Origin of the sequence: Phenylobacterium sp., from assembly GCF_031984885.1 — a bacterium.
GTDB lineage: Bacteria > Pseudomonadota > Alphaproteobacteria > Caulobacterales > Caulobacteraceae > Phenylobacterium.
Map to the genome: position 1 here is coordinate 202,601 of NZ_DAMABV010000008.1, position 25,741 is coordinate 228,341.

General features: G+C 69.8%; 26 protein-coding genes and 1 tRNA gene. 12 read left to right on the forward strand and 15 right to left on the reverse strand.

The genetic code is table 11. The annotated features are described in order from the left end of the window. Positions 1–17: 17 nt before the first annotated feature. The gene (locus RTL41_RS14170; protein ID WP_312165584.1) at positions 18–2,012 is read left to right on the forward strand and encodes an OPT family oligopeptide transporter; all 1,995 of its coding nucleotides are present in this window, start codon (positions 18–20) and stop codon (positions 2,010–2,012) included. Here RTL41_RS14170 and RTL41_RS14175 read toward each other — a convergent pair. The 6 genes from RTL41_RS14175 to RTL41_RS14200 all read right to left on the reverse strand — a co-directional run bounded on the left by RTL41_RS14175 (position 2,009) and on the right by RTL41_RS14200 (position 8,114). Continuing rightward, the gene (locus RTL41_RS14175) at positions 2,009–2,629 is read right to left on the reverse strand and encodes a TetR/AcrR family transcriptional regulator (RefSeq protein WP_312165585.1); all 621 of its coding nucleotides are present in this window, start codon (positions 2,627–2,629) and stop codon (positions 2,009–2,011) included. The two genes, RTL41_RS14170 and RTL41_RS14175, sit on opposite strands and share 4 nt — an antisense overlap. Continuing rightward, the gene (locus RTL41_RS14180) at positions 2,626–3,456 is read right to left on the reverse strand and encodes a ChbG/HpnK family deacetylase (RefSeq protein ID WP_312165586.1); all 831 of its coding nucleotides are present in this window, start codon (positions 3,454–3,456) and stop codon (positions 2,626–2,628) included. The genes RTL41_RS14175 and RTL41_RS14180 overlap by 4 nt, the downstream gene beginning before the upstream one ends. A 9-nt stretch (positions 3,457–3,465) precedes the next feature. Then, on the reverse strand, positions 3,466–4,737 hold the full coding sequence (locus RTL41_RS14185; RefSeq protein WP_312165588.1) for a hypothetical protein: 1,272 nt from the start codon (positions 4,735–4,737) through the stop codon (positions 3,466–3,468). Next, the gene (locus tag RTL41_RS14190) at positions 4,734–5,693 is read right to left on the reverse strand and encodes a BadF/BadG/BcrA/BcrD ATPase family protein (RefSeq protein WP_312165591.1); all 960 of its coding nucleotides are present in this window, start codon (positions 5,691–5,693) and stop codon (positions 4,734–4,736) included. Before RTL41_RS14190 ends, RTL41_RS14185 begins: the two co-directional genes overlap by 4 nt. 326 nt (positions 5,694–6,019) lie before the next feature. After that, entirely contained in the window at positions 6,020–6,628 is a 609-nt protein-coding gene (fixJ, locus tag RTL41_RS14195) for a response regulator FixJ (RefSeq protein ID WP_312165593.1), read from the reverse strand. Next, a complete protein-coding gene (locus RTL41_RS14200) occupies positions 6,621–8,114 on the reverse strand; it encodes a PAS domain S-box protein (RefSeq protein WP_312165594.1) in 1,494 nt (497 codons plus the stop codon). Before RTL41_RS14200 ends, fixJ begins: the two co-directional genes overlap by 8 nt. A gap of 125 nt (positions 8,115–8,239) precedes the next feature. Between RTL41_RS14200 and RTL41_RS14205 the strand changes: the two genes are divergently transcribed. Further along, the gene (locus RTL41_RS14205) at positions 8,240–8,929 is read left to right on the forward strand and encodes an alternative oxidase (RefSeq protein WP_312165595.1); all 690 of its coding nucleotides are present in this window, start codon (positions 8,240–8,242) and stop codon (positions 8,927–8,929) included. Positions 8,930–8,945: 16 nt separating this feature from the next. Continuing rightward, positions 8,946–9,320, forward strand: coding sequence for a response regulator (locus RTL41_RS14210; RefSeq protein WP_312165597.1), 375 nt, complete (start codon positions 8,946–8,948; stop codon positions 9,318–9,320). Here the strand turns inward: RTL41_RS14210 and kynA are convergent. Genes kynA through RTL41_RS14230 form a run of 4 tightly spaced genes read right to left on the reverse strand, consistent with a single transcriptional unit; the run spans position 9,317 to position 12,741 of the window. Then, positions 9,317–10,123: a tryptophan 2,3-dioxygenase gene (gene kynA, locus RTL41_RS14215; protein WP_312165600.1), complete on the reverse strand. Its 807-nt coding sequence runs from the start codon at positions 10,121–10,123 to the stop codon at positions 9,317–9,319. The genes RTL41_RS14210 and kynA overlap by 4 nt on opposite strands. Then, a complete protein-coding gene (gene kynU / locus RTL41_RS14220; RefSeq protein WP_312165601.1) occupies positions 10,120–11,346 on the reverse strand; it encodes a kynureninase in 1,227 nt (408 codons plus the stop codon). The genes kynA and kynU overlap by 4 nt, the downstream gene beginning before the upstream one ends. A 52-nt stretch (positions 11,347–11,398) precedes the next feature. After that, complete coding sequence (locus RTL41_RS14225) at positions 11,399–11,755, reverse strand: DUF6285 domain-containing protein (RefSeq protein WP_312165602.1); 357 nt, start codon at positions 11,753–11,755, stop codon at positions 11,399–11,401. Next, positions 11,752–12,741 (reverse strand): phosphotransferase family protein, encoded by a 990-nt coding sequence (locus RTL41_RS14230; RefSeq protein WP_312165603.1) that lies wholly within the window; start codon positions 12,739–12,741, stop codon positions 11,752–11,754. Before RTL41_RS14230 ends, RTL41_RS14225 begins: the two co-directional genes overlap by 4 nt. A 166-nt stretch (positions 12,742–12,907) precedes the next feature. Here RTL41_RS14230 and RTL41_RS14235 point away from each other — a divergent pair, with 166 nt between their 5' ends. Continuing rightward, complete coding sequence (locus RTL41_RS14235) at positions 12,908–14,200, forward strand: acyl-CoA dehydrogenase (protein ID WP_312165606.1); 1,293 nt, start codon at positions 12,908–12,910, stop codon at positions 14,198–14,200. On the opposite strand, the gene RTL41_RS14240 is transcribed toward RTL41_RS14235, so the two are convergent. Next, the gene (locus tag RTL41_RS14240; RefSeq protein WP_312165608.1) at positions 14,197–15,300 is read right to left on the reverse strand and encodes an FAD-dependent oxidoreductase; all 1,104 of its coding nucleotides are present in this window, start codon (positions 15,298–15,300) and stop codon (positions 14,197–14,199) included. The two genes, RTL41_RS14235 and RTL41_RS14240, sit on opposite strands and share 4 nt — an antisense overlap. A 92-nt stretch (positions 15,301–15,392) precedes the next feature. Next, on the reverse strand, positions 15,393–16,886 hold the full coding sequence (locus RTL41_RS14245) for a Mur ligase family protein (RefSeq protein ID WP_312165610.1): 1,494 nt from the start codon (positions 16,884–16,886) through the stop codon (positions 15,393–15,395). 198 nt (positions 16,887–17,084) lie between these two features. Here RTL41_RS14245 and RTL41_RS14250 point away from each other — a divergent pair. From RTL41_RS14250 to RTL41_RS14270, 5 genes are all read left to right on the forward strand, one after another. Beyond that, a tRNA-Asn gene (locus RTL41_RS14250) sits at positions 17,085–17,160 on the forward strand. Positions 17,161–17,423: 263 nt separating this feature from the next. Continuing rightward, positions 17,424–18,311 carry an AraC family transcriptional regulator gene (locus tag RTL41_RS14255; protein WP_312165611.1) on the forward strand — a complete coding sequence of 296 codons (888 nt, stop codon included), beginning with the start codon at positions 17,424–17,426 and terminating at the stop codon, positions 18,309–18,311. A gap of 141 nt (positions 18,312–18,452) precedes the next feature. Continuing rightward, on the forward strand, positions 18,453–18,854 hold the full coding sequence (locus tag RTL41_RS14260) for a heme-binding protein (protein ID WP_312165614.1): 402 nt from the start codon (positions 18,453–18,455) through the stop codon (positions 18,852–18,854). A 26-nt stretch (positions 18,855–18,880) separates the two neighbouring features. Continuing rightward, on the forward strand, positions 18,881–19,684 hold the full coding sequence (locus RTL41_RS14265) for an SDR family oxidoreductase (RefSeq protein ID WP_312165616.1): 804 nt from the start codon (positions 18,881–18,883) through the stop codon (positions 19,682–19,684). A 56-nt stretch (positions 19,685–19,740) separates the two neighbouring features. Next, positions 19,741–20,289 carry a nuclear transport factor 2 family protein gene (locus RTL41_RS14270; protein ID WP_312165618.1) on the forward strand — a complete coding sequence of 183 codons (549 nt, stop codon included), beginning with the start codon at positions 19,741–19,743 and terminating at the stop codon, positions 20,287–20,289. Between the two features lie 7 nt (positions 20,290–20,296). On the opposite strand, the gene RTL41_RS14275 is transcribed toward RTL41_RS14270, so the two are convergent. Continuing rightward, complete coding sequence (locus RTL41_RS14275; RefSeq protein WP_312165620.1) at positions 20,297–20,671, reverse strand: hypothetical protein; 375 nt, start codon at positions 20,669–20,671, stop codon at positions 20,297–20,299. A 260-nt stretch (positions 20,672–20,931) separates the two neighbouring features. Between RTL41_RS14275 and RTL41_RS14280 the strand changes: the two genes are divergently transcribed. Next, complete coding sequence (locus RTL41_RS14280; protein WP_312165622.1) at positions 20,932–21,552, forward strand: peptidylprolyl isomerase; 621 nt, start codon at positions 20,932–20,934, stop codon at positions 21,550–21,552. Here the strand turns inward: RTL41_RS14280 and RTL41_RS14285 are convergent. After that, positions 21,549–22,943 (reverse strand): PLP-dependent aminotransferase family protein, encoded by a 1,395-nt coding sequence (locus tag RTL41_RS14285; RefSeq protein WP_312165624.1) that lies wholly within the window; start codon positions 22,941–22,943, stop codon positions 21,549–21,551. The two genes, RTL41_RS14280 and RTL41_RS14285, sit on opposite strands and share 4 nt — an antisense overlap. A 106-nt stretch (positions 22,944–23,049) precedes the next feature. On the opposite strand from RTL41_RS14285, the gene RTL41_RS14290 reads away from it, so the two are divergent. Further along, positions 23,050–23,910 (forward strand): DMT family transporter, encoded by an 861-nt coding sequence (locus RTL41_RS14290; RefSeq protein ID WP_312165626.1) that lies wholly within the window; start codon positions 23,050–23,052, stop codon positions 23,908–23,910. A 16-nt stretch (positions 23,911–23,926) separates the two neighbouring features. Here RTL41_RS14290 and efp read toward each other — a convergent pair whose 3' ends face one another. Beyond that, the gene (gene efp / locus RTL41_RS14295) at positions 23,927–24,493 is read right to left on the reverse strand and encodes an elongation factor P (RefSeq protein WP_312165629.1); all 567 of its coding nucleotides are present in this window, start codon (positions 24,491–24,493) and stop codon (positions 23,927–23,929) included. A gap of 138 nt (positions 24,494–24,631) precedes the next feature. Here efp and epmA point away from each other — a divergent pair, with 138 nt between their 5' ends. Further along, complete coding sequence (gene epmA, locus RTL41_RS14300) at positions 24,632–25,690, forward strand: EF-P lysine aminoacylase EpmA (protein ID WP_312165631.1); 1,059 nt, start codon at positions 24,632–24,634, stop codon at positions 25,688–25,690. The last annotated feature ends 51 nt before the right edge of the window (positions 25,691–25,741 follow it).

The following is a 25,741-nucleotide window of genomic DNA, read 5'->3' on the forward strand; positions in this document are numbered from 1 at the left end:
AACCGGGGGAATCGGGAATGGACGCGGGCGCCAAGCGAGTCGAGCTCACCCTGCGCGGCCTGGCGCTGGGGTGCCTGATCACGGTCGTGTTCACGGCCGCCAACGTCTATCTGGGGCTGCGGGTCGGGCTGACCTTCGCCTCCTCGATCCCGGCGGCGGTGATCTCGATGGTGATCCTGCGGGGGCTGAAGACCTCGACCATCTGGGAGAACAACATCGTCCAGACGGTGGCGTCGGCGGCCGGCACGCTGTCGTCGATCATCTTCGTCCTGCCCGGCCTGGTGATGGTCGGCTGGTGGACGGGCTTTCCGTTCTGGACCTCGTTCTGGATCTGCGTGATCGGCGGGGTCCTGGGGGTGATGTACACCATCCCCCTGCGCCGGGCGCTGGTGACCAATTCCGACCTGCCCTACCCCGAAGGCCGCGCCGCCGCCGAGGTGCTGAAGGTCGGGTCCAGCTCGCGGGATTTGGCCGGCGGCGCCGAGGCCAAGGCCGGGCTCTGGGCCGTCGTCGTCGGATCGCTGGGCTCGGCGCTGGTCGCGGCCGGCGTCGGCATGCGGGTCCTGGCCGGCGAGATCGCCTACTGGTTCCGCCCCACGCCCACCACCGCCACCGGCCTGGCGGGCGGCCTGCAACTGGCCCTGATCGGAGCCGGGCACCTGATGGGCGTGGCGGTGGGCGTCGCCATGCTGGTCGGCACGATCATCGCCTGGGGCGTGGCGGTGCCGATCCTGACGCACCTGAACCCCGCCGCGAGCGGGACGGCGGCCGAGATCGCGCAGAGCGCCTGGGCCCCCAATGTCCGCTTCATCGGCGCCGGCGCGATCGGCGCGGCGGCGATCTGGACCCTGGCCAAGCTGGCCGGGCCGGTCTGGGTCGGGCTGGCCGGCGCGGTGCGGGCCTCCAGCCTGCGCGCCGCCGGCCAGGGCGCGGACCTGCCGCTGACCGAACGCGACATCCCGATCTGGATCGTCGGCGCGGTGCTGCTGGGCAGCCTTCTGCCGCTGGCCGTCCTCTTCAACAGCTTCCTGGCCGCCGGGCCGCTGGAGAGCGTGCTGTGGCCGCTGGTCGCCGGCGGCGTGCTCTACGTCGTGGTCGCCGGCTTCCTGGTCGCGGCGGTGTGCGGCTACATGGCCGGCCTGATCGGCTCGTCGAACAGCCCGGTCTCAGGCCTGGCCATCCTCTCGGTGCTGGGCGCCTCGCTGCTGCTGGTGCTGCTGGCCGCGAACACGGTCGGGCCGACCGGCCACGCCGCCCTGGTCGCCTACGCCCTCTTCGTCACCGCGGTCCTGCTCAATGTCGCGACCATCGCCAACGACAACCTGCAGGACCTGAAGACCGGCCAGCTCGTCCGCGCGACGCCGTGGAAGCAACAGGTGGCGCTGATCGTCGGGGTGGTGGCCGGGGCCTGCGTGATCCCGCCGATCCTCGACATCCTCAACAGGGCCTTCGGCTTCGCCGGCGCCCCGAACCTCCACACCATTTCGGACCAGCCGCTGGCCGCGCCCCAGGCGGTGCTGATCTCGACCCTGGCCAAGGGCGTGATCCAGGGCGACCTGCCGTGGCGCTACATCGGCGTCGGGGTCGCGCTGGGCGTGGCGCTGGTGATCGTCGACGAGCTGCTGCGGCGGACCCGCAAGTACAGCCTGCCGCCGCTGGGCGTGGGCATCGCCATCTACCTGCCCGCGGCCGTGACCCTGCCCGTGGTGCTGGGCGCGGTGGTCGGCTGGACCTACGACCGCTGGGTCGCGAAGAAGCCGCACGGCGAGGCCGCCCAGCGCCTGGGCGTGCTGCTCGCCTCGGGCTTCATCGTCGGCGAGAGCCTGTTCAACGTCGCCCTGGCCGGCCTGATCGTGGCGACCAACAACCCCTCGCCGATCGCGCTGGCCCCGGCCGCCTTCCCCGAACAGACCATGTGGGCGGGCGCGGGCGTGACCGCCCTGATCATCCTGGGCCTCTACCTGCGCACCGAACTGACCGCCCGCAGGCTCCCGCCCGGGGAGCCGGTCTAGCGCGGCGACAGCCGGGCGATGACGCCGCCGACATAGGCGCGCATGCCCTCGGCCATGGACACCGCCCCGTCGCTGAGCAGCCATTGCAGGCGCAGCCCGTCCAGCACCGCGGTCATGTTGGCCGCCTCGATCGCCGGATCGAAGTCGCCGGTCAGGTCGCCGGCGCGGCGCGCCTCCTCGAAGGCCTGGGCCAGCATGGCGCGGAAGCGCTCGTAGCGGCCGACGAAGTACCGGTTGATCTCCGAGGCCCCGGAGAGGTTCTCCGCCGACAGGGTCACGTCCAGGGCGGTGAGGATCGGATCGGCCTCCAGGTCGGCCCCGAACTCGGCCATCCGCCGCAGCAGCGGCAGACCCTGGACGTCGCGGACCTTGGCCAGGGCCTCGTCCTGCTCGCGGTCGCCCTGCGCGACCACCGCCAGCAGCAGGTCGTTCTTGGTCGGGAAATGATAGAGCAGCCCGGCGTCCGTGATGCCGGCTTCCTGGGCGATGGCCGCCAGGCTCGAACCCTTGAAGCCCTGTTTGGCGAACAGCCCGCGGGCCGCTTCCAGCACCGCGGCCCGCCGCGCCCGTCCCCTGGACTGCCGGGTTCCCGGGGCGTTGGTCACGGGCTGGCTCATGGCGCGCGCTGCAGGTCGCGCAGGGGACGGAAGCTGATCGGCTTGAAGCCCTGCCCGGCGATGAACGCCGCCATGCCGCGGTCCATGGCCACGGCGTAGTCGCCGACCCGGATGTCGGGCTCCTTCCTGTCGTAGCCGCGCAGCTCCGGACCATCCAGGACCGGGTGCAGGTTCACCTCGGCCACGCCGGGACCGAGTTTGGGCAGGGCCGAGCGCAGCAGGTCGTCGGTCGGACGGCCCCATTGCGAGACGAACTCGTCATTGAAGACCAGGCCCGCGGCGGCGGCCCGGTCGCGGCCCGCAAAGCCGAGAAGCGCGTCTAGCCCCGGGCCGAGCATGCGCAGCGGCAGGTCGAACTCGGCGGCCAGCTCGACATAGATCTCGAAATAGCGGGGATCGATCTGGTTGGTCCCCATGTGCGAGTCCAGGTGGGTGACGTCGACACCCCAGGCCAGGGCCTGCTCGATCTGGGCGCGGCACTCGGCGCGCACGTCCGCCGGCGTGGCGCGGGCCGAGACCTCGGCGACGCTGGAGGGCATGAAGCCGTCGGCGTCATGCAGGGAGGCGGCCCCGGTCAGCGAGCGCCAGCGATAGCCGGGATATTCCGCCGTCAGGGTCAGGTGGACGCCAAGGTCGAGCCCGGCGAACAGGTCGACCGCTTCGCGCGCCCAGGCGCAGGGGACCATCAGGGTGCCGCTGGTGGCCAGGCCCGAGGTCATCGCCTCCAGGCAGGCCAGGTTGGCCGCGTGGCTGGACCCGACGTCGTCGCAGTTGACGATCAGCAGGCGGTCCTGCGGGCCATGGCCCAGGCGTTCGACGAGGCTCATCTCTCCCCCTTACTGATAGTCGAGGCCGTGGGCGGCCAGCAGATCGTCCAGCATCGGCTCGGCGACGTCGATGTCGCCGACCAGAGGATGGGCCAGCAGGGCCTGCAGCGCCACATCGCGGCTGCGGGTCACCGCCGCCTGGACCGTCAGGGTCTCGTGCGCCTTCACCGCCTGGACCAGGCCGCGATAGGCCAGCGGGATCTCGCCCACCGGCAGGGTCCGCGCGCCGGAGGCGTCGACATGGCAGACGGTCTCGACGGCCACGTTGTCGGGCAGGCCGATGACCGCGCCGTTGTTGAGCGCGCTCATCACGATCCTCGCGCCGCGGTCGTTGAGGATGGCGTCGAGGGTGTCGAAGGTGACGCCGCTATAGCCCTCCCCGCCACGCCGGGTCAGGGCCGGCGGCTTGGCCTGCACCGCGGGGTCGGCCGCCTCGGCCAGGACCTCGGCCTCGATGTCCATCACCGCCTGGGCGCGGGTGCGCTCGGCCAGGGCCATGGCCTCGTATTCGGCGCGGCGATGGAAGTAGAGGTCGCCGTACTTCTCGACCGGGATGGCCCCCAGCAGCGGCGCGATCTTCAGGGCCGAGGCGAACATGCCGTCGCCGCCGCCATAGCGCTCGTTCAGATGGGCGATGGCGGCGCGGGTGACGTCCTCGCCGCCGGCGGTGATCTGGTGGATGAAGCCCAGGTGGTTGAGGCCGACGCTGGCGATCTCGACCGCGCCGAACGCCTCGGCGAGCTGGCGGCGCAGGCGGTGCTGCAGCAGCGGGATCGAGGAGCAGAGCCCCAGCAGCCTGGCGTCGGTGTGGTTCAGCACCGCCTCGGTCACGACGCCGCTGGGGTTGGTGTAGTTGAGGATGAAGGCGTTCGGCGCGATCGCCGCGATGGTGCGGGCGATGTCGATCATCACCGGGATGGTCCGCAGGGCCTTGAACATGCCGCCGGGGCCGGTCGTCTCCTGGCCGATGACGCCGTAGCGGAGCGGGATGGTCTCGTCGATCTGGCGCGCGGCCATGCCGCCGACCCGGATCTGGGTGACCACGAAGTCGGCGCCGGCGACGGCGGCGGCGAGATCGGCGCTCTCGCGGACCGCGATCCTGGCGCCCTTGGCGGCGATCATCCGGCGCGTCAGCCCGGCCATGACGGCCAGGCGGTCCGGGTCGGTGTCGGTCAGGCTGATCTGCGCGACGGTCAGGCCCTGGCGCTCCAGCACCCCCTCGACGATCTCGGGCGTATAGCTGCCGCCGGCGCCGACGATGCAAAGGACGACGGGCTTCATGGGGCGCTCTCCAGGGACGCGAGGTTGGCGAACAGTCGTTCGGGGTCGAGGCCGCAGCCGTGGGCGGCGAGCAGCGCCGCGCCGAACTCCGGCGGCAGGGCGACCGGCGTCAGGCGCGCCTGCGGGACCTCGCGGGCCAGGCGCTCGCCGATCACCGCCTGAAAGGCCGCCCCGCCCTGGGCGATGACGCCGCCGCCGAACGCGGCCTCGAACGGTCCCTCAAGGCGCGCGCTCATCGCCCGCACGGCCAGCACGTAGTCGGCGGCCGCGGCCTGGATCATCTCGGCCGCGGCGGCGTCGCCGTCGCTCCGCGCCGCGAAGACCACGCCGGCCACCGCAAGCCGCCTGGCCGCCGCGACCTTGGGATGGCGGAACGCCCACTCGGCGAAGTCCTCCGCGGCGACCCCGCAATGGGCCAGCACCCGCTCGCGCAGGCTGGTGGGTTCGGCGCGGCCGTCGATCATCCGCGCCGTCCGGGCGAAGGCGGCCCGGCGGATGTCGTAGACCTCGGCGACGTCCAGGCTGTCGTAGATCGCCTCGCGGCCATAGTCGTCGCGATAGGCGGTGGTGATCCCGCTGCCGTGCTGCACCAGGGCCGCGCGCCGGGTCGGCGAGACGCCCCACAAGGCCACCAGGCCGTCATTGACCAGGTCGAGGCGCTCCTCCAGGCCCAGGCGCTGGGCGATCTGCGCGTGCTGGCGGGCCTGCTCGTCGGGATAGTCGACGCCGGAAAGCCCGATGGCGACGCGCTCGACCCGGGCCAGGTCGACGCCAGCCTCGGCGCCGAGGCGGCCCAGCACCCCGCCGACCACCTCGAAGAAGCGCGCGTCCGGCAGGCCGACGATCGCCGCGCCGCGATCGCGCGCCCGCGCCAGCACCCTGCCCTCTCCGTCGCAGAGCGCGGCGGCGGTCTTGGCGCCCCCGCTGTCCAGCCCAATCAGCAGACGCCCGCTCACTTCCGCCCGTTTCCTAGTGCTTGCTTGGTTTTTCCCTAGCGATCACTAGGGATCACTAGGGATCTTTGCAACGGACAAAAGGAAAGCGCCCTGCGCCGCTGGGCCAGGGGGGTTGAGTTCGCCATCCAGGCGGGTCCGTAAAAGCCCTTAAGGAGCACTCACGAATGTTCCGGAGGGCCTGCTGGCGGCACCGTGAGATCCATCGGAAGGGAGCCCACCATGTCGTTCGAAACCATCTACCTGGCCCTGGTCGTCGTCGCGTTCTCGGCCTTTGCGCTGAGCCTGGGCGCGGTGTCGATCTGGTGCGCCATGGCCCCCAAGGACCGCTAGGCCCGCTGCGCCAGCATGGCCATCCGCACCAGTTCCGAGAGGCTGGCGGCCTTCATCTTGGTCATGACGTTGGCGCGATAGATCTCGACGGTGCGCGGGCTGATCCCCAGGTCGAAGGCGATCACCTTGTTGGCGTGGCCCGCCACCAGACCTTCGAGCACCTCGCCTTCGCGGCCCGACAGCGAGGCCATGCGCGCCGCGATCTCGGCCGCCTCGGCCGCGCCCTGACGGTCCTTTTCGCCATCGCGCAGCGCCGCAGTGATCGCCGCCAGCAGCACCTCGTCGTCGAACGGCTTTTCGATGAAGTCGGCGACCCCGGCCTTCATCGCCTCGACCGCCAGCGGCACGTCGGCGTGGCCGGTGATCATCACGATGGGCAACCGGAACCCCTGCCCCTTCAGGCGGCGGACCAGTTCGATGCCGGTCATCTCGGGCATGCGCACGTCGGTGACGACGCAGCCGCCCGTCACCTCGGGCAGGGCCTCCAGGAAGGCGACCGCCGAGTCGTAGGTGCGCGCCCGCAGGTCCGCCGTCTCCAGCAGGAAGGCCAGAGAATCGCGAACCGCCGGATCGTCGTCGATCACATGCACCAGTTCGTCAGCCATCGAGTTCCTCGTCCGCAACGCTGCGCAGGGTGAAATGGAAGGTGGCGCCGCCGCCGGGCGTCGTCTCCACCCATATACGACCGCCGTGCGCCTCGACGATCGTGCGCGAGATCGAGAGCCCGACCCCCATGCCGCTCCGCTTGGTGGTGATGAAGGGCTGGAAGAGCTGGTCGGCGACCTCCGGACTGATCCCGGGGCCGGTGTCGGAGACCGTCACCTGGGCCAGGTGATCCTCGGCCGGGCGGCTGACGATGCGCAGTTCGCGCCGCGAGACGTCCTCCATGGCGTCGATCGCATTGCGGATCAGGTTGAGGATCACCTGCTGGACCTGAACCTTGTCGGCCAGCACCAGCTTGACCGTCGGGTCCAGGTCGAAGGCGACGCGCACGCCATGTTCCTTGGCCCCGACCAGGGCCAGGGCCCCTGCCTCCTCGATCAGCTTGGGCAGGCTCTCCACCCGCCGCTCGGTCTCGCCGCGGGCCACGAAGTCGCGCAGCCGGCGGATGATCTGGCCGGCGCGCAGCGTCTGTTCATTGGCCTTGTCCAGCGCCTCGCTGAGCCGTTCGCGCGGGATCGGCTCGGCGGCCAGCAGCCGCACCGAGCCGCGCAGGTAGTTGGCGATGGCCGACAGCGGCTGGTTCAGTTCGTGCGCCAGGGCCGAGGCCATCTCGCCCAGCGCGGTCAGGCGCGAGATGTGCACCAGCTCGGACTGCAGCTCCTTGAGCCGCGCCTCGGTGCGCTCGCGTTCGGTCAGGTCGCGGGCGAAGCCGGTGAAGAAGCGGCCGTCGGCGGTCCGCATCTCGCCGACCGACAGCTCCATCGGAAAGGTCGAGCCGTCCTTGCGCAGGCCGACCACGACGCGGCCGACCCCGATGATCCGCCGCTCGTGGGTGCGGTAGTAGCGCTCGAGGTAGCCGTCGTGCGCCTCCTTGTGCGGCTGCGGCATCAGCGTGTTGACGTTGCGCCCGATCGCCTCGGCCGCGGTCCAGCCGAACACCCGCTCGGCGGCGCTGGAGAAGGACTGCATGATCCCCTGCTCGTCGATGACGATCATCGCGTCGGGGACGGTGTCGAGGATGGAGCTCAGATGCGCCTCGCGGGCCGCCAGGTCGCGGTTCACCGCCGCCGCCTCGCGCCGCGAGCGCCGGAACGACTCGCCGCCGACCACGATGGCCGCGGCGACGCCCGCGAAGACGACGGCGCTGGCGATGTCCGCAGGGCCGACAGGGCCGAGCCTCTGGGCCAGGAACAGGCCGCACCACACGCCCAGCATCGCCGCCAGCGCCCCGGGGACCAGGCCCGAATGGGCCGAGGCCAGCACCACCGCCGGCACGAACACCAGGAAGGCGACGCGGTCGCCGACCACCGGCGCCAGCAGCGCGTGCGCGGCCACCCCGGCCAGCGTCGCCAGAATGGCGATGGCTGCACCGACCCAGACGTTGGAAGATCCGTTCGACAGGACCTGGCTTTCCTTCGTTGGCCGCACGCCAGCCCGATACCGTATCGGGCGGCCTGCGGAAGCTAGGGGATACCCCTTAAGAGGAAGACACGGATTCTGTGCAAGGGCGCATGCGGCTACCTGTTCGTCATCATCGGAGCAGGAGCCCGAACGTGACCGCCCCCCTTGTCGACACCAGCGTCCATCATGAGCCCAAAGGCCTTTCCGACGCCATCGCCCATGGCTTCGTGAAGCTGTTGCGCTTCTGCGCCGACACCTTTTTCGCCAAGCGCTATGGCCACCGGGCCGTGGTGCTGGAGACCGTCGCGGCCGTGCCCGGCATGGTCGGCGCCACCCTCACCCACCTGAAGTGCCTGCGCCGCATGTGCGACGACAAGGGTTGGATCAAGACCCTGATGGACGAGGCCGAGAACGAGCGCATGCACCTGATGACCTTCATCGAGATCAGCAAGCCGACCGCGTTCGAACGCTTCGTGGTCGTGGCCGTGCAGTGGGTGTTCTACCTGTTCTTCTTCGGCCTCTACCTGGTCTCGCCCAAGACCGCCCACCGGGTCGTCGGCTATTTCGAGGAAGAGGCGGTGATCAGCTACACGCACTATCTGGCCGAGATCGACGAGGGCCGCAGCCCGAACGTGCCCGCGCCGAACATCGCCAAGCGCTACTGGGGCCTGGCCGACACCGCGACCCTGCGCGACGTGGTGCTGGTGGTGCGGGCCGACGAAGCCCACCACCGCGACGTCAACCACGGCTTCGCCAACGAGATGATCGGCCTGCCCCAGGCGCCGGTCGCCCCCTGCCCGCCGCATGCGGCGCTGGAACCGGCCTGGAAGGCCGCGGCCTGAGCCCATGGAAGCCGCCGTGCGCCACGCCTCCCTCCTTCTCGTCGACGACGATCCGGCCGTGCGCACGGCGCTGAAGTTCGCCCTGGAGATCGACGGCTACGAGGTCGAGACCTTCCCCGACGCCGAGAGCCTGGCCGCGAAGGCCAAGCTCCCGGCGAACGGGTGCCTGGTGGTGGACTACCAGCTCCCCGGCATGGACGGCCTGGAGCTGGTCGAAGTCCTGCGCCGCCGGGCGGTTCGCCTGCCCGCCTTGCTGATCACCACCCATCCGACCGCGCAGGTGCGCAGCCGCGCCCACGCCGCGGGCGTGGACATCGTCGAAAAGCCGCTGCTGGCCGAGACCTTGGGCGAGGCGATCAACCGCGCCCTGACCGCGCCGCCGCTCGTCTAGAGGACGGTCCGGACCTTGAAGAGTTCGGGGAAGAACGAGCCTTCCAGGGCCTTGGCCAGATAGGCCGCGCCGGCGCTGCCGCCGGTCCCGCCCTTGAAGCCGATGATCCGCTCCACGGTCTTCAAGTGCGCAAAGCGCCACTGCTGGAAGCGGAACTCAAGGTCGACAAGTTTCTCGGCCAACTCATAGAGATCCCAGTACTTATCCGGATCACGATAGACGACGATCCAGGCCGCCTCGACCGCCGGATGCTCGCGGTGCGGCTCGCGCCAGTCGCGTTCCAGGACGTCCGGCGGAACGTCGAACCCGCGCCGGGCCAGCAGGCCGATCGCCTCGTCGTAGAGGCTGGGCTCGGCCAGCGCCCGGGACAGCGGCGCGTGGACCTCGGTCCCCTCATGGACGCGCAGCATCGCAGCGTCCTTGGCCCCCATCAGGAACTCCAGCATCCGGTACTGGAAGGACTGGAAGCCCGAGCTCTGGCCCAGGTGCGGGCGCAGGGCGTGGTAGTCGCTGGGGGTCATGGTGCCGAGCACGTCCCAGGACTGGATCAACTGGCCCTGGATGCGGCTGACCCGGGCGATCATCTTGAAGGCCGGCCCCAGGTCGTCGGCGCGGATATGCTCGCGCGCCGCGCCCAGTTCATGCAGCGACAGCTTCAGCCACAGCTCCGAGGCCTGGTGGATGATGATGAACAGCAGCTCGTCATGCTCGTCCGAGCGCGGGTTCTGCGAGGCCAGCAGGGTGTCGAGGCCGAGATAGTCGCCGTAGCTCATGGCCGGCGGGGTGTGCAGGTTCTCGCTCATGTGACCGCCGAAACCTCGTGGAAGCGGGCCTGCCGCCATTCGCCGCGGGCCATGATGTCGGAAAGGATGTCGACGGCGTCCCAGACGTCGACGTGACGGACATAGAGCGGCGTGAAGCCGAAGCGCAGGACGTCCGGGGCGCGGAAGTCGCCGATCACGCCGCGGGCGATCAGCGCCTGCATGATCGGATAGCCGTGCTCGTGGGTCAGGGCGACCTGGCTGCCGCGGCTGGCCGCCTCGCGCGAGCAGCCCAGGCCGAAACCCTCGCAGCGCTCCAGCGCCAGGTCGAGGAAGAGGTCGCCCAGCCGCATCGACTTGGCGCGGATAGCCGCCATGTCGACGCCGTCGAAGGCTTCCAGCGCCGCTTCCAGGGCGCTCAGCCCCAGCACCGAGGGCGTGCCGCACAGGCCGCGCAGGACGCCCGGGGCGGGCCGGTAGTCGTCGCTGAAGGCGAAGGGCGCGGCATGGCCCATCCAGCCGGTCAGGGGCGTCTGAAAATCCACCTGCAAGCGATTGGCGATGAACAGGAAAGCCGGCGCGCCGGGACCGCCGTTCAGGTACTTGTAGCCGCAGCCCACGGCCAGGTCGGCGTTGCAGCCGTTCAGGTCCACCGCCAGGGCGCCGGCCGAGTGGCTGAGGTCCCACAGCGCCAGGGCGCCGACCGCATGGGCCCGGGCGGTCAGGGCCGCCATGTCGTGGACGGCGCCGGTCTTGTAGTGGACGTGGGTCAGCAACAGCAGCGCGACGCCGTCGTCCAGCGCCGCGTGCAGGGCGCCGGGCTCGACGACCCGCAGCTCCACGTCGCCGAGGAGGTCACGCAGGCCCTGCAGGATGTAGAGGTCGGTCGGGAAATTGCCCGGCTCGGTGACGATCACCTTGCGGCCGGGCCGCAGCTTCATGGCCCCCGCCGCCAGCTTGAAGAGGTTCACCGAGGTGGAGTCGGCGGCGATCACCTCGCCTGGCTCCGCGCCGACCAGCGAGGCGATCTTCGCGCCCACGCGGGCCGGAAGATTGATCCAGTCGGCGGTGTTCCAGCTCTTGATGAGGTCGCGCCCCCACTCGCCCTGCACCGCCGCCTCCAGGCGGGGCCGGACGTTGCGGGGCAGCGCGCCCAGCGAATTGCCGTCGAGATAGATCACCCCGTCCGGCAGGTCGAACAACGCGCGCCGTCCCGCCAGCGGGTCACGGGCGTCGAGGTCCAGACAGTCATTGCGGCTCAACATGACGCCGCTCTATCCGCGATCAGCCCCCTCCGCTAGGGCAGGAATTCGCCGCTCAGCCCGGCTCTGGCGCATAGCTTGGCTGATCGATGGCGATCTGGTCGGTGATGTTTGCCCGCAGCGCCGCCAGCAGGCCGGGCGTGGCCGCGTCCATCTCCCCCGTCCGCAGGCGCGCACAGAGGTCGGCGTTGAGCTCGGCCAGCGAGCCCTGGCGCCCGAGAAGGGCGGCGAGCCGCTCGACGGCGGCGGCCTCGGCCGCCGGCCCCTGCTGCAGTTCGCGCCGCACGACGCCGAGCGCATTGGCCGCCACCCGCGCCAGGAAGGCGTCGCGGGGCGAAAGCTGCGGGCGCACGCTGTCGATCCAGCGGGCGACCGCCTCGACCAGTTCCTCAGACTTGGGATGTTCGATCACAGGCCGTTCTCCAGCAGGGTGACCAGGTCGATCTCGGTTTCCGACACCCGCCGCCCGATCATCGGCCGCTCGACCGAGACGTCGGCGCCGGTGGCGTAGCTGGCGTACATCATCAGGCACATGACGCCCCACTTCAGCGAGCCCAGGGCCTGCCAGTAGAGCACCCGCGAGAGCGGGACCTCGCGCCCGCCGGCCTCGGCGTAGCCGTCCAGCAGGTCCTGATACCGGCCGAACCCGCCGACCGGCAGGTCCGCACGCCCGAACCGCCAGGAGTTCACGCAGATCCAGCCCAGGTCCTCGGCCGGATCGCCGATATGCGACAGCTCCCAATCGAGGACCGCGGCGACGCCGGTCTCCGGATCGATCATCAGGTTGCCGTTCCGGAAATCGCCGTGCAGCAGCACCGGAGATACGGGCGGCGGGGCGATGCGCTTCAGGTGCTGGAAGGCCAGCTCCAGGATCGGCCGCTCGGCCCCGGACCTACGGTAGACCTCCTCGTAGCGCGCCAGCTCCTCCAGCGCGTCGACGCTCTTCAGGCCGGGCGGCGGCGGGGCGGCGTGGATCTGGGCGAGGATCTGGCCGCATTGCCGGGCCAGCCTGGGCCGCACGGCCTCGAAGCGGGGGTCGGAGACGATCTTGCGGCCCAGGGTCTCGCCCGACACGCGCCGCGTGATGTGCGCCTCGCCCAGGCCGTCCTGCGGCCGCGCCAGGTGGACCAGTTGGGCGACCGGCGCGCCGGCCTCGTGGGCCGCGGTGATCAGGGCCGCCTCGGTGGCCAGCGAGACCGAACGGCCCTCCTCCGGCGCCATCGGCGCGGTCCGCCGCCGCAGGACCAGCTCCTCGCGCCCCTCGCGCCCGACCAGGGCGAAGGCCCAGGTCTCCATGCTGGCGCCGCCCGAGAGCCGCTGCAGGCCTTCGACCTGCGCCCCTTCGCCCGCCAGCTCCGGCGCCAGCCGTCGCAGCCCTTCCAGCACCTGTTCCGACATTCGTCGCGCGCGCCTCCCTTGGCCTTCGGCAGATCAGGGCGGGGTTTTGCGCGGCTGTAAACGGCTCTCGCCACGTCAACCTCGGTCGAAACCCCGCGGCCGGCGCCCTGACCCGGCGGAAGCGCGGACCTGGGTTAGACTGCCCGGCAAAACAGGGAGAGACGCTATGGATTTCAGCTTGCCGCCTGCGCTGACCGCCTATCTGGCGGAGCTCGACGCCTTCATCGAGGCGGAGATCAAGCCGCTGGAGAACGAGAACGACAACATCCGGTTCTTCGACCATCGCCGCGAATACGAGCGCACCGACTGGGACGCCGGCGGCCTGCCGAAGAAGGAATGGGAAGCGCTGCTGCACGAGGCGCGCCGCCGCGCCGACGCGGCCGGCCACCTGCGCTACGCCTGGCCCAGGGAGATGGGCGGCAAGGCCGGCAGCAACCTCGACATGGCGGTGATCCGCGAACACCTGGCCGCCAAGGGCCTGGGCCTGCACAACGACCTGCAGAACGAGCACTCGATCGTCGGCAACAACCCTTTCATCTTGATGTTCAAGGAGTTCGCGACGAATGCTCAGTACGAGCGCGACGGCGACAAGCTGCTGTCGGGCCAGATGCGCACGGTCTTCGGCCTGACCGAACCCAACCACGGCTCGGATGCGACCTTCATGGAGACCACCGCCGTCCGCCAGGACCGCGACGGCCAGCCCGGCTGGCTGATCAACGGCGAAAAAATGTGGTCGACGGGCATGCACGTGGCCACCCACTGCATGGTGTTCGCCCGCACCAGCGGCCAGGACGGCGACGCCGCGGGGATCACCTGCTTCATCGTGCCGGCCGACAATCCGGGCGTGAAGGTCGAGGAATGGCTGTGGACCTTCAACATGCCGACCGACCATCCGCGGGTCAGCTTCACCGACGTCTGGATCCCCGAGGACAGCTATTGGGGCCAGGTCGACCGCGGCCTGGGGCTGGGGCAGTCGTTCGTGCACCAGAACCGCATCCGCCAGGCGGCCTCGTCGCTGGGGGCGGCGGTCTACTGCATCGAGGAAAGCGTCAAGTACGCCCGGGCGCGCAAGCCGTTCGGCAAGGCGCTGGCCGAGAACCAGGCGATCCAGTGGCCGCTGGTCGAGCTGGCGACCCAGTGCGAGATGCTGCGCCTGCTGATCCGCAAGACCGCCTGGGACATGGACCAGATGCCCCACAAGGAGGTCGAGAAGCAGCTCTCCGACAAGGTCTCGATGTGCAACTACTGGGCTAACCGCCTGGTCTGCGAGGCGGCCGACCGGGCCATGCAGGTGCACGGCGGCATCGGCTATTCACGCCACAAGCCCTTCGAGCACATCTACCGCCACCATCGCCGCTACCGGATCACCGAGGGCGCCGAGGAGATCCAGATGCGCAAGGTCGCCGCCTTCCTGTTCGGCTACCTCGGCCCCCGGCGGGCGCAGTTCAAGGACGCCTAGGTCTTCAGCTTGGCGAACATCGCCTTGTGGCTGGCGATGATCTTGCCGGTCAGTTCGGGATCGGGATCTGTCGACCAGTTCCCCTTCTCGAAGCTGCCGCCCAGGATGATCCCGTCGCGGCGCGGGAACATGTAGGTGAAGTTGGAGAGCAGGTTGTAGGTCACCTCCGGCTGGGGCAGCAGCACCACGAGCTGCCCGCGCGCGGGCATGATCTCGGTGTCGCCGAACAGGGCCCCGGCCCCCAGCCCCGTGCAGTTGAAGACCACCGGCTCGGGCAGGGCCTGGACGTCGGCCAGGCCCTTCAGGTCGCGCACGATGATCCTGCCGCCGGCCGCCAGCACGTCCTCCATCATCGCCTGGAGGTAGATCGGCGGCTCGACCATCATGCTGTCCCAGTAGCGCAGGGTCGAACGGCCGAAGGGATGCTCGCCGGTCGGCACGGTGCGCACTTCCGGCGCCAGGGCCGAGAGCCGCTGGAACAGGTTCCCGAACGGCGCCTCGTCGAGCGAGTAGTTGCGCGTCCAGCGCACGCCGTATTCAGGGCCGGAGAGCTGCTGGTAGTGCAGGTAGGAGAGCCGCGCGGCCTGGTCGAACTGCTCCATGAACAGCGGGGTCGCGACCTTGGCGTCGAACACCGAGGCCGGCCACCATTGTCCGCCGGCGATGTTGGAGGTGGTCTCCGGCGGCAGCGCCTTGGTGTAGATCGTCACCCGCCCGCCGCGCCGCTGGATCAGCCGGGCCGTGGCCAGGCCGACCGCGCCGCATCCCAGCACCGCATAGTCGCGCTCGGGGCCGGCGAACCCCTCGTCCACCGCCAGGTGCGAGGTTCCCCACGACAGGGTTATGCCGCCGCCGCCATGGCCGTAGTTGTGCACCAGCACCTTGTCGCCCAGCTTCTCGGCCCGGACCACGAAGCCCGCCGGCCGATAGGGCCGCAGGCCGGCGACGACCCGGATGACCCTGTCCTCGGAGACATGGACCGGAGCCAGCCGCAGCGGGCCCCGAGGCTGCAGCGGGTCGGAATAGCCGCCCGCGGTGGTCGCGCAGCCGGCCAGCGCCCCCGCCCCCAGCATCAGCCCGAGATTTCGCCGTGTGTGCATTCCGCCCTCCCCTGACCGGCGAAGGCTGCACCGCCTCGGCCAGGCCTCCAACCGCAAGCTGAAGCTTCCGCAACGGGCGATTGTAAGGCGCCTCAGGCGTAGGCAGGCGCGCCATAGAGACGGTCGAACAGCGGCGGCAGGCTGTCGGGCAGGCCCAGCAGCGGCCCCGAGGAGAGCAGCAGCACCACCTCGTCGCCGTGCAGGTGGGACAGCGCCTCGGTGGCCTCCTGGGCGCTGGCGACGCCCAGGGCGGCGACCCCGCTCCCCTGCGCCCGGGCCAGGATCTCCTCGAAGGTCGACTGGTGGTGGCTGCCCGCCCCGTGCACCGGCGGCGGACAGATCAGCACCCGCGCGGCGCCCTCGAAGACGCTGTCGTACCAGGGCAAGGCGTCGCGGCTGCGCCAACTGAAGGTGTGGGGCTCGAACACCACCACCAGCGGCCGGTCCGGATAGTGCAGCCGCATGGCGCCGATGGCCGAGTGCGCCTTCTCGTAGGAACTGCCGAAGCCCTCGATCACCGGGATGCGCGAGGTGGTGGTCAGGCGGTCCAGCCGGCGGCGGATGCCTGCGAAACCGGCCACGCCCCGGACCAGGGCGGCCTCCGACACCAGCCCCCGCTCCAGCAGGTAGGCCGCCACGCCGACGATGTTCTCGACATTATGCGCGCCCAGGAGCTGGGTGGTCAGGGCGATCCTGCGCCCGTCGGGGGCGACCAGGTCGAAGCGCGTGGTTTCGCCGAACACGACATCGGCGGCGAACCAGCCCTCGCACGGCGCGGTGTCGTACCAGACGACACGCGCCCCGGTCTCGCCGGCCACCGCCCGCGTCGCGGGATGATCGCGCATCACGACGAGGCCCTCGCCCGGGATGCGCCGCAGCAGCTTGCGGAACGGCGCCTCGTAGTCCTCGAAGGTCGGGAAGACGTTGACGTGGTCGTGGACCAGCGAGGTCAGCAGCAGGTGGGCCGGGTGATAGAGCTCGAACTTCGAACGCCTGTCGCTCGAAGAGACGATGTATTCGTCCCCCTCCAGCACGACCTCGCCGGCGCCCCACTGGCCAGTGGCCGGCAGCGAGGGCGAGATCGCCCCGACCATCCAGCCGGGCCGGGCGCCCGCCTGCTCGAGCACGTGGGCCATCAGCGCGGTGCAGGTCGACTTGCCGAACGACCCGGCGACCACGGTCACCGCCCGCTCGCAGGTCGCCTCGCCCAGCATTTCGGCGAAGGTGGTGACCCGCACGCCGCGCGCCCGCGCCGCAATCACCTCGGGATTCGATTCGGCGCCCAGCTTGGCGCTGGTCCCAAGAACCAGCACGTCGAGGCCATCCGGAAGGTTGGCGGCGTCGAATCGGCGGTGGAACGGAAAGCCCAGCCCTTCGACATAGGTCGACATGGGCGGAAAAACGTCTTCGTCGGACCCGGAAATCTCATGCCCGGCGTCGCGCATCATCAGGGCCACGGCGCTCATGCCCGCCCCAGCTATCCCGGTGAAATGGATGCGCATTTCCGCCCTAGCGTCTTGAGGTTTCGCACCTCGTACCGGCGCGAGCGCGGCCCGTCGAGAGATCTCGGCGTCGCGCCCCGCCATTGGCGGCCCGGAGCGTTAATCGCCGCTTAACCATGGAAGCCGGACCATGCCGGCGTCTTCCTTGAAGACACCCCACCATCACCGAACTTCGTTCAAAGCCCGGCTCCGGCCGGGCTCTTTTTTTGATCTGTGGGCAAAGTCGATTTGAGCGCTTGCACACCGCATCAGTGCTGGGTATATGCCCGGCCTCCAACGTGATCCCCGATAGCTCAGTTGGTAGAGCAGTCGGCTGTTAACCGACTTGTCGCAGGTTCGAGTCCTGCTCGGGGAGCCACTTGGTTCGGCCTGAATGGCCGCCCCTCCTACATTGTCCGACCCTGCGAGCCGTCAGAGCCGCGGTTTTGCGATCGTCGCGACCTCCCGGCGGATGCACGCCGGCCGCGCGGATGTTAGAATCGCCAGGATGGCTGCGGTGGCGCTTCGGACCACGACGCCTGCCCCCGCCTGAGCTTTCGTCGAACTCCTGATCGCAGCCCGCAGGCGTCCGGCAGTATCCAAGGACAACGTGTCGGCAGAGCTTCACGGCAAGGATGCGACATGACTTTCGACGCATCGCAAGGGGACAGGAAATACCGGACCAGCGAGCGCGTGGGCGGGCTTGTCGAATGCGCGTCGCTGCAGGTCGAGCTCCGGCGTTTCGATCCGGGGTGGCAGATCGACCTTACGCTCGACTGCACGGAAATCGCCGTGCTGCTCTCGGGTCAGTCGACGATCAGGTGGACCGGCGACGGCCACCGGCAGGAGGCCATCGCCCGCCCGGGCGTTGCGTGGATATGCCCGGCCGGCGTCCATGAGAGCGACGTGGAGATCGTCGGCTCGATGCCGGAATCCCTGCACATCTTCCTGCCGCCCTCGCTCGTCGGCGAGAGCGCGCTGTCCAATTTCGACATCGATCCGGCCGGGGTGCAGCTCGCCTATGCGGGCGGCGTCCCCGACCCCAGGGTGCTGCAGATCGGCCAGCTCTTTCAGGGGTTGCTGAATCGAAAACTGGAGACGACCGACCGGCTGTTCCTCGACGGGATCCAGCTTGCGCTGGCGGCGCATCTGCTGGGCGCCTATTCCTCGGCGCGCTGGCGGCCCGTTGCGCGGGCGCCGACCATCGCTCCGGAGAGGCTGAAGCGCGTCCTCGATTTCATCGAGGCCCGGGTCGCCGCGGAGATATCGCTGGACGACCTCGCCGCCGAGGTCTGCCTCAGCCCCTATCACTTTTCCCGCATGTTTCGCGCCGCCACCGGCCTGGCCCCGCATCGCTACGTCACCGAGCGACGCATCGAGGCGGCCAAGGAAAAGCTGCGGCTGGCACGGTCCTCGCTCGTGGAAATCGCGCTCGACACCGGCTTCGGCTCGCAGGCGAATTTCACCCGCGTCTTCCGCAAGATGACCGGCCTGACGCCCGGCCAGTACCGCGCGCTCGTCACGGCTTAGCGGCATTCGCTCGTCCGGCGCGCCGGCCAAAGCGCAAGATCTGCAAAGAGTGCAGCAAGAGTTGGAAATACGGCGACGCGCCTGCCGGCCTACACCTGCCTCATCGAACGGAGAGCACCCGAACGAGCAGGAGGCAGAGCGATGATGACGATCGACGACGCCCGCAGGATCATCGCCGCCGGCGAGGCGCGCGCAAGAGACATCGGCGTTCCGGTCAATGTCGCGGTCCTCGACGCCGGCGCCCACCTGAAGGCCTTCGCGCGCATGGACGGCGCCCTGCTGGGTTCGATCGACATCGCCGTCAACAAGGCCCGGACGGCCGCGCTGTTTTCCATGCGCACCGAAGCGATCGGCGAATTCTGCAAACCCGGCGGCACGTCGTTCGGCCTGGAGCAGACCAACGGCGGACTGGTCGTCTTCGCCGGCGGCGTTCCCCTCATGGACGCCGGCAACGTCCTGATCGGCGCGGTCGGCGTGTCCGGAGGGGCCGTCGCCCAGGATCTCGAAATTGCCCAGGCCGCTGCGGCCGCCCTCGCCGCCTGAAGCGAGCATGTCGAAAGGAAAGTCCCATGACCAAGACCATCCTGATCACCGGCGCAGGCTCCGGCTTCGGCAAGGGCGCGGCCATCGGCATGGCCCAGAACGGCCACGCCATCATCGCCACCACGCAGGTCTCGTCGCAGGTCACGCCGCTGCGTGAGGAAGCCGCCGCCCTCGGCCTGAAGAACTTCCGCGTCGAACGCCTCGACCTTACGGACCCCTACGACATCAAGCAGGCGCAGGGCTGGGATTTCGACGTCCTCTGGAACAACGCCGGCATGGGCGAGGCCGGCCCGGTCTGGGAAATCCCGGTCGAGATCGTCCGCAAGAACTACGAGGTCAACGTCTTCCTGCCGCTGGTGCTGACCCAGGGCGTCGTCCAGAAATGGGTGCGCGAAGGCAAGCCGGGCAAGGTGGTCTTCACCTCCTCGATGGGCGGCCTCTTCACCCCGGCCAACTGGGGCGTCTATGTGTCCACCAAACACGCCCTGGAAGCGATCGCCGAGGCGTTGCAGCAGGAACTCGGCCCTTACGGCGTCAAGATCCAGACCATCAATCCAGGCGCCTACTACACCGGCTACAACGAAACGATGGCCGACAATCCGTTCCGCTGGCTGGACGACAGCAGGAACTTCACCAAGCGCGCCGATCTGCGCAAGGGTTTCGACGACTTCTTCGCCACCCCCGAGGGCAAGATGGACCCCAAGGAAATGATCGACCGCATGATCGAGGTCGTCCCGGCCGACACCGGCAAGTTCCGCAACGTGGTTCCGAAGGTCATCGAGGACATGCTGAAGGCGCATCAGCTCAAGGCCTGGGAAAACCAGATCTAGGCAGGTCCCCACCGGCGAGCGCCGCACGCGGCGCCCATCCAATCCCTGAGGAAGCCATGTTCAGCGCCACAAGCCCGAGCGTCCGCAGCCCGGCGTTCCCGGCCCGCCGCATCCTCAACGCCGTCCTGGGCGCCGCCGCCGCCATCCTGGCCTTGGGCGGGCTGGAGGCGCGCGCCTCGCCGCAGGCGCGGACCGAAATCGAACGCCGCAACGTGGCGACCGTCGAGGCGGGCTTTGCGGCCTGGGCCGCCGGCACGGGCAGCCCCTACGATCTCCTCGCCGACGACGTCCGGTGGACCATCGAGGGCTATTCGCTGGCGTCCAAGACCTATCCAAGCCGCGAGGCGTTCATGCGCGAGGTGATCCGCCCGTTCAACGCCCGCATGAAGGCGCCGCTAAAGCCCGTGATCCGCAGCGTCTATGCCGACGGCGACACCGTGATCGTGTTCTTCGACGCCCGCGGCGTCGCCCGCGACGGGAAACCTTACATCAACACCTATGCCTGGTTTCTCGACCTGCGCGACGACCGCATCGTCCGCGCCTCGGCCTTCTTCGACTCGATCGCGTTCAATGAGCTCTGGACCCGCGTGACGCCATCGGAATAGGCGGCAGTCACGTCTGCTCGTCGCCGCCCGCCCGTCGCAGCAAGGCGGCGATGAGGGCCAGCGACGCCACGCCGCTCGACGCCCGCACCCCGCCGATGACCACCAGATAGCGCGCCGCGCGCGTCTTGCCCGTCAGGCCTTCCGGCGACGGCGTGATCGACCAGTCCATGGCGGTGGGCAAAAGCCGCTCGGCCAGGGCCTTGGCGTGCCGATAGTCGCCCAGCAGGGCCAGGGTGAGGGAGATCACGTCCCCGGTGTCGGCCTGCAGCAATGGCGCGAACCGGTCGGCGAATCCGCTGGCTTCAGTCCTCAGCAACGACCTGGACGCGCCCTCCAGATGCCGAATGCAACTCTCGATATCGGGAAATTCACCGGCACGCATCGTTCAAATCCAGGTCGAACAACTCAAAATGAAGATTCGCTCAGAACCGACACCATGACTGAGACTTCATCCATTTTGATTTCACTCATGGCAAAATTCCGGATGATTGTTTGAAATCCCGGGCGATTGTTTGAACACGTTCAATCAATGAGCATGACAATTCAGATAACATTGGTATCTAAACTCTGGCGGCGACAGCAGCAGCCACGTTGCACCGGTCGCGCCGCGCGCTAAGCTCGCCGGGATTTGGGAGTGAGCCGATGAAGCGACGTGTCTTCCTGGGCGGCGCAATGGCCGCGAGCGCATGGCCGGCCCTGGCCCAGGCGCCCGAGCCCGCCGCGGCGGGCGTGGCGCGCGTGCAGCTCGACACCGCCGAGGGCCCCATCGTGCTGGAGCTCTATCCCGACAAGGCCCCGATCACCGCCGGGAACTTCCTGCGCTACGTCGATCAGAAGCGCTTCGACGGGGCGACGTTCTATCGCGCCTCGAAGACGCCGAACGCGCCGGAGTTCGGCCTGGTGCAGGGCGGCGTGCAGAACGATCCGGCCCGCGTGCTCAAGCCCATCGCCCACGAGCCGACCACCAGGACCGGGCTGTCGCATGTCGACGGGGCGATCTCGATGGGCCGCACCGCCCCCGGGACAGCGACCTCGGACTTCTTCATCTGCGTCGGCGACATGACCTATATGGACGCCGATCCGAAGCAGCCGGGCGACAACCTCGGCTTCGCGGCCTTCGGCAAGGTGGTCGAGGGCATGGACACGGTGAAGAAGATTCTGGCCGCCCCCACCTCGCCCACGGCCGGCGAAGGCGTGATGAAGGGCGAGATGCTGGCCAGGCCGGTGAAGATCGTCACCGCCCGCCGCGTGGCCGCGCCCTAGCCCCGCATCGCCCGCTCCAGGACCTCGTAGACCTTGGGATCGCCCGACTGGGCGACGTTGAAGCGCAGATAGTCCGGCGCGCGGCGCGAGACGCTGAAGGCGTCGCCCGGGGCCAGCACGACGCCGCGGGCGAGCGCCCGCTGGGCCACGCCGCCGGCGTCCAGGCCGCCCGGCAGCCGCATCCACAGGAACATGCCAGCCTGGGGCTCCGTCCAGGGCTCCAGGCCCAGCGCCCGCAGCCGGCGCAGGGTCTCGCCCCGCGCCCTGGCCAGCCGCTCGCGCAGGGCGGCCAGATAGCGGCGATAGGCGCCGTCGGTGAGGATCGCGTGGACCAGCTCGGCCGCCAGATGGCCGCCGCCGAACGAGGTGGCGACCTTGAGGTCGGTCAGGCCCTCGATCCAGTCGGCCCGCGCGGCGACGAAGCCGCAGCGGGCCGCCGCCGACAGGGTCTTGGAGAAGCTGCCGATGTGCACCACCCGCTCCAGCCCGTCGAAGGCCGCCAGCCGGGACGCGGGCGCGTCCTCGAAGTCGGCGTAGATGTCGTCCTCGACGATGATCAGGCCATGCCGCTCGGCGAGCTTCAGCAGCCGGTGGGCGACGACGGCGCTCATCGCCCCGCCGGTCGGGTTCTGGGGGCCGGAATTGGTGATGTAGAGCCTGGGCCGGTGCTCGATCAGCGCCTGCTCGAACTGCTCCAGGTCCGGCCCGGCATGGGTCCAGGCGGCGCCGACCACCTTGACGCGGTGCGCGCGGAGCATGGCCTGGAAGTTGAAGTAGCAGGGGTCGTCGACCAGCACCGTGTCGCCCGGCTCCAGCAGGAACCGGCAGACCAGATCGATCGCGCCGGTCCCCGATTCGGTCAGCATGACCTGGCCGGGCGGCGCCTCGATCCCGCGCTCGCCCAGGCGGCGCGACAGCAGGTGGCGCATGGAGGCCAGGCCGAGCGGCGGGCCGTAGTCGGTGAGGTTGGGACGCTCGCCGCGGGCCAGGACGCGCAGAGCGCGGCGCACGGCGTCCTGCGGCATCCAGTCGGCCGGCAGCCAGCCGCAGCCGGGCTTCAGCGCGTCCGGGCCAGCTTCCAGCGACTGCCGCGAGACCCACAGCGGATCGATCGCCCGGTCCAGCCGCGGCTCCAGCTCGCCCAGGGCCAGGGGCGGCGCACGGCCGGCGACGTAGAAGCCCGAGCCGCGCCGGGCCAGGAGCACGCCCTCGGCCGCCAGCCGGTCATAGGCCTCGACGACGGTGGATTTCGAGACGCCGGCGCTGGCGGCCAAGGCGCGGATCGACGGCGCCTTGGCGCCCGGCTGCAGCGCCCGCGCGGCGATGCGGCGGCGGATCGCAGCCATGACCCGCTCGACCCGCGTGCCGGTTTCGGCGGCTGATGCCGTCATCCGTATCCCCACATTGACCAGTACAGTTTGTCCCGATTGTACTCGATTGTTCCTGGGCGCACGAGGCGCCGCGCGCCATACCGCCGGCTCGAGCGGAGGGACGAAGATGGACGCCAGGGCGCGCGGCTGGGTCGATGGTTTTCTGGGCGTGGCGATCTTTTCAGGATCCTTGCCGGCGACGCGCGTGGCGGTCGCCGACTTCGATCCGCTGTTCCTGACCGCGGCGAGGGCCTGCATCGCCGGGGCGCTGGCGCTCGGCCTGCTGGCGCTGCTGCGGGCCCAGAGGCCCCTGCGGAGCGACCTGGGGCCGCTGGCCCTGGTGTCGCTGGGCGTGGTGCTGGGCTTTCCGCTGCTGACGGCGCTGGCGTTGCGCCACATCACCGCCGCGCACTCGATCGTGTTCATCGGCCTGCTGCCGATGGCCACGGCGGTGTTCGCCGTGCTGCTGGGCGGCGAGCGGCCCAGCCGGGCCTTCTGGGCGTTTGCGGGGGTCGGGGCGGCGCTGGTCGCCGGCTTCGCCCTCACCCGCGGCGCGGAGGCCTCGGTGACGGGCGACCTGCTGATGCTGGCGGCGGTGGTGGTCTGCGGGCTCGGCTATGCCGAGGGGGGGCGGCTCTCGCGCCGCCTGGGCGGCTGGCAGGTAATCTGCTGGGCGCTGGTCATCGCCCTGCCGCCCATGGCCCTGCTCGGGCTGGCCAGATGGCCGGGCAGCCTGGCCGGCGTCGGTGCGAGCGCGTGGGCGGGCCTGGCCTACGTCTCGCTGTTCAGCATGCTGATCGGGTTCGTCTTCTGGTACCGCGGCCTGGCGGCCGGCGGCGTGGCCGCGGTGGGGCAGTTGCAGTTGCTGCAGCCCTTCATGGGCCTGGCCCTGGCGGCGGGCCTGCTGGGCGAGCCGGTCGGCTGGTCGATGGCGGCGGTGACCGCCGGGGTGGTCCTGTGCGTCGCGGGCGCCAGGCGGTTCGCCTAGCGCCCGTCACGGAGCCTTAGTCCTTGGCGCGTTCCTGGTAGGACCAGTCTTCGGTCAGGACCACCACGCGGGTGCCGGCGGTGATGTAGGGCGGCACCATGATGCGCTCGCCGTTGGTCAGGATCGCCGGCTTGTAGGACGACGAGGCGGTCTGGCCCTTCACCGACGGCTCGGTCTCGGCGATCTCGAAGGTGACCAGGCGCGGCAGCTCCATGGCGATCGGCACGCCCTCGTGGACCGAGAGCACGACGGTCATGCCGTCGGTCAGCCAGGGCGCGGAGTCGCCGACAACCTCTTGCGAAACAACGACTTGGTCGTAGGTTTCGGGCTGCATGAAGTGATAGCCCTCACCATCCTGGTAGAGGAAGTTGTAGTTGCGGTCGTCGACGAAGGCGCGTTCGACCTGCTCGGTCGTACGCCAGCGCTCGGACACCTTCACCCCGTCGGAGATGCGGCGCATGTTGAGCTGGGTGACCGGGGTTCCCTTGCCGGGATGGATGTTTTCGGCGGTCAGGACGACATAGAGCTTGCCGTCCATGTCGACGACGGCGCCTTTCCTGAGCGAGCTGGCAGCGACCTTCACGTAGTTCGTCCTCAAGCCTATTGGGGAGGCCGGCCATCGGCCTCGCGCGATTCCGCCGAGCGGCGGTCTTGGCGCGCACCTATACGATGGAGGCGAAATTCGCCAGTCATGATCGAATTGGCCGCATAGAGGACGCCCGTGCCGATAGCTTCACAATCGCCCTGGTGGCGGGCCGACATCCACCAGGACCGGCGGCCGTTCCTGCTGGCGCGGGGCGCGATCACCCGGGCCGTGCGGCGCTGGTTCGAGGACCGCGGGTTCACCGAGGTCGAGGCCGCCGCCTTGCAGGTCTCGCCCGGCAACGAGGCGCACCTACACGCCTTTTCGACTGAAATCATTGGAAATTCTGGCGAGACCTCGCCGCTCTACCTGCACACCTCGCCCGAGTTCGCCTGCAAGAAGCTGCTGGCGGCCGGCGAGAAGAGGATCTTCGATTTCGCCCGGGTCTGGCGCAACCGAGAGCGCGGGCCGCTGCACCATCCGGAGTTCACCCTGCTCGAATGGTACCGGGCCGACGAGCCCTACGAACAACTCATGGTCGACTGCGCGGACCTGCTGAGGCTGGCGGCGGAGACGGTCGGGGCCAAAACCCTCGCCTATCGGCAGGTTTCCAGCGATCCCTTCCAGGAACCTGAACGGTTGAGCCTCCAGGAGGCCTTCCAGCGGCACGCGGGGATCGACCTACTGGCCACGGTCGCGGCGGACGGCGAGACCGACCGCGACGGACTGGCTTATGCGGCGAGGGAAGCGGGCGTCCGCGTCGCCGCCGACGACGTCTGGCAGGATATCTATTCGAAGGTGCTGGTCGAGAAGGTCGAGCCCAAGCTGGGCATGGGCCGCCCGACCCTCCTCTGCGAGTACCCGATCAGCGAGGCGGCCCTGGCCCGGCCCAAGGCGTCCGACCCGCGGGTGGCCGAGCGCTTCGAGCTCTATGCCTGCGGGGTGGAGCTGGCCAATGCGTTCGGCGAGCTGACCGACCCGGTCGAGCAGCGCCGCCGATTCCAGGCCGAGATGGACGAGAAGGCCCGCGTCTACGGCGAGCGCTATCCGATCGACGAGGATTTCCTGGCCGCCCTGCCCCACATGCCGCGCGCCTGCGGCTCGGCCCTGGGCTTCGACCGGCTGGTGATGCTGGCGACCGGGGCGAGCCGGATCGAGCAGGTGGTGTGGACGCCGGTGGCGGACGTGGCGCGCTAGGGCGTGGACTCATAAGCCTGGAGCCAGATGCGGGTTGATCCGAGGAGGACG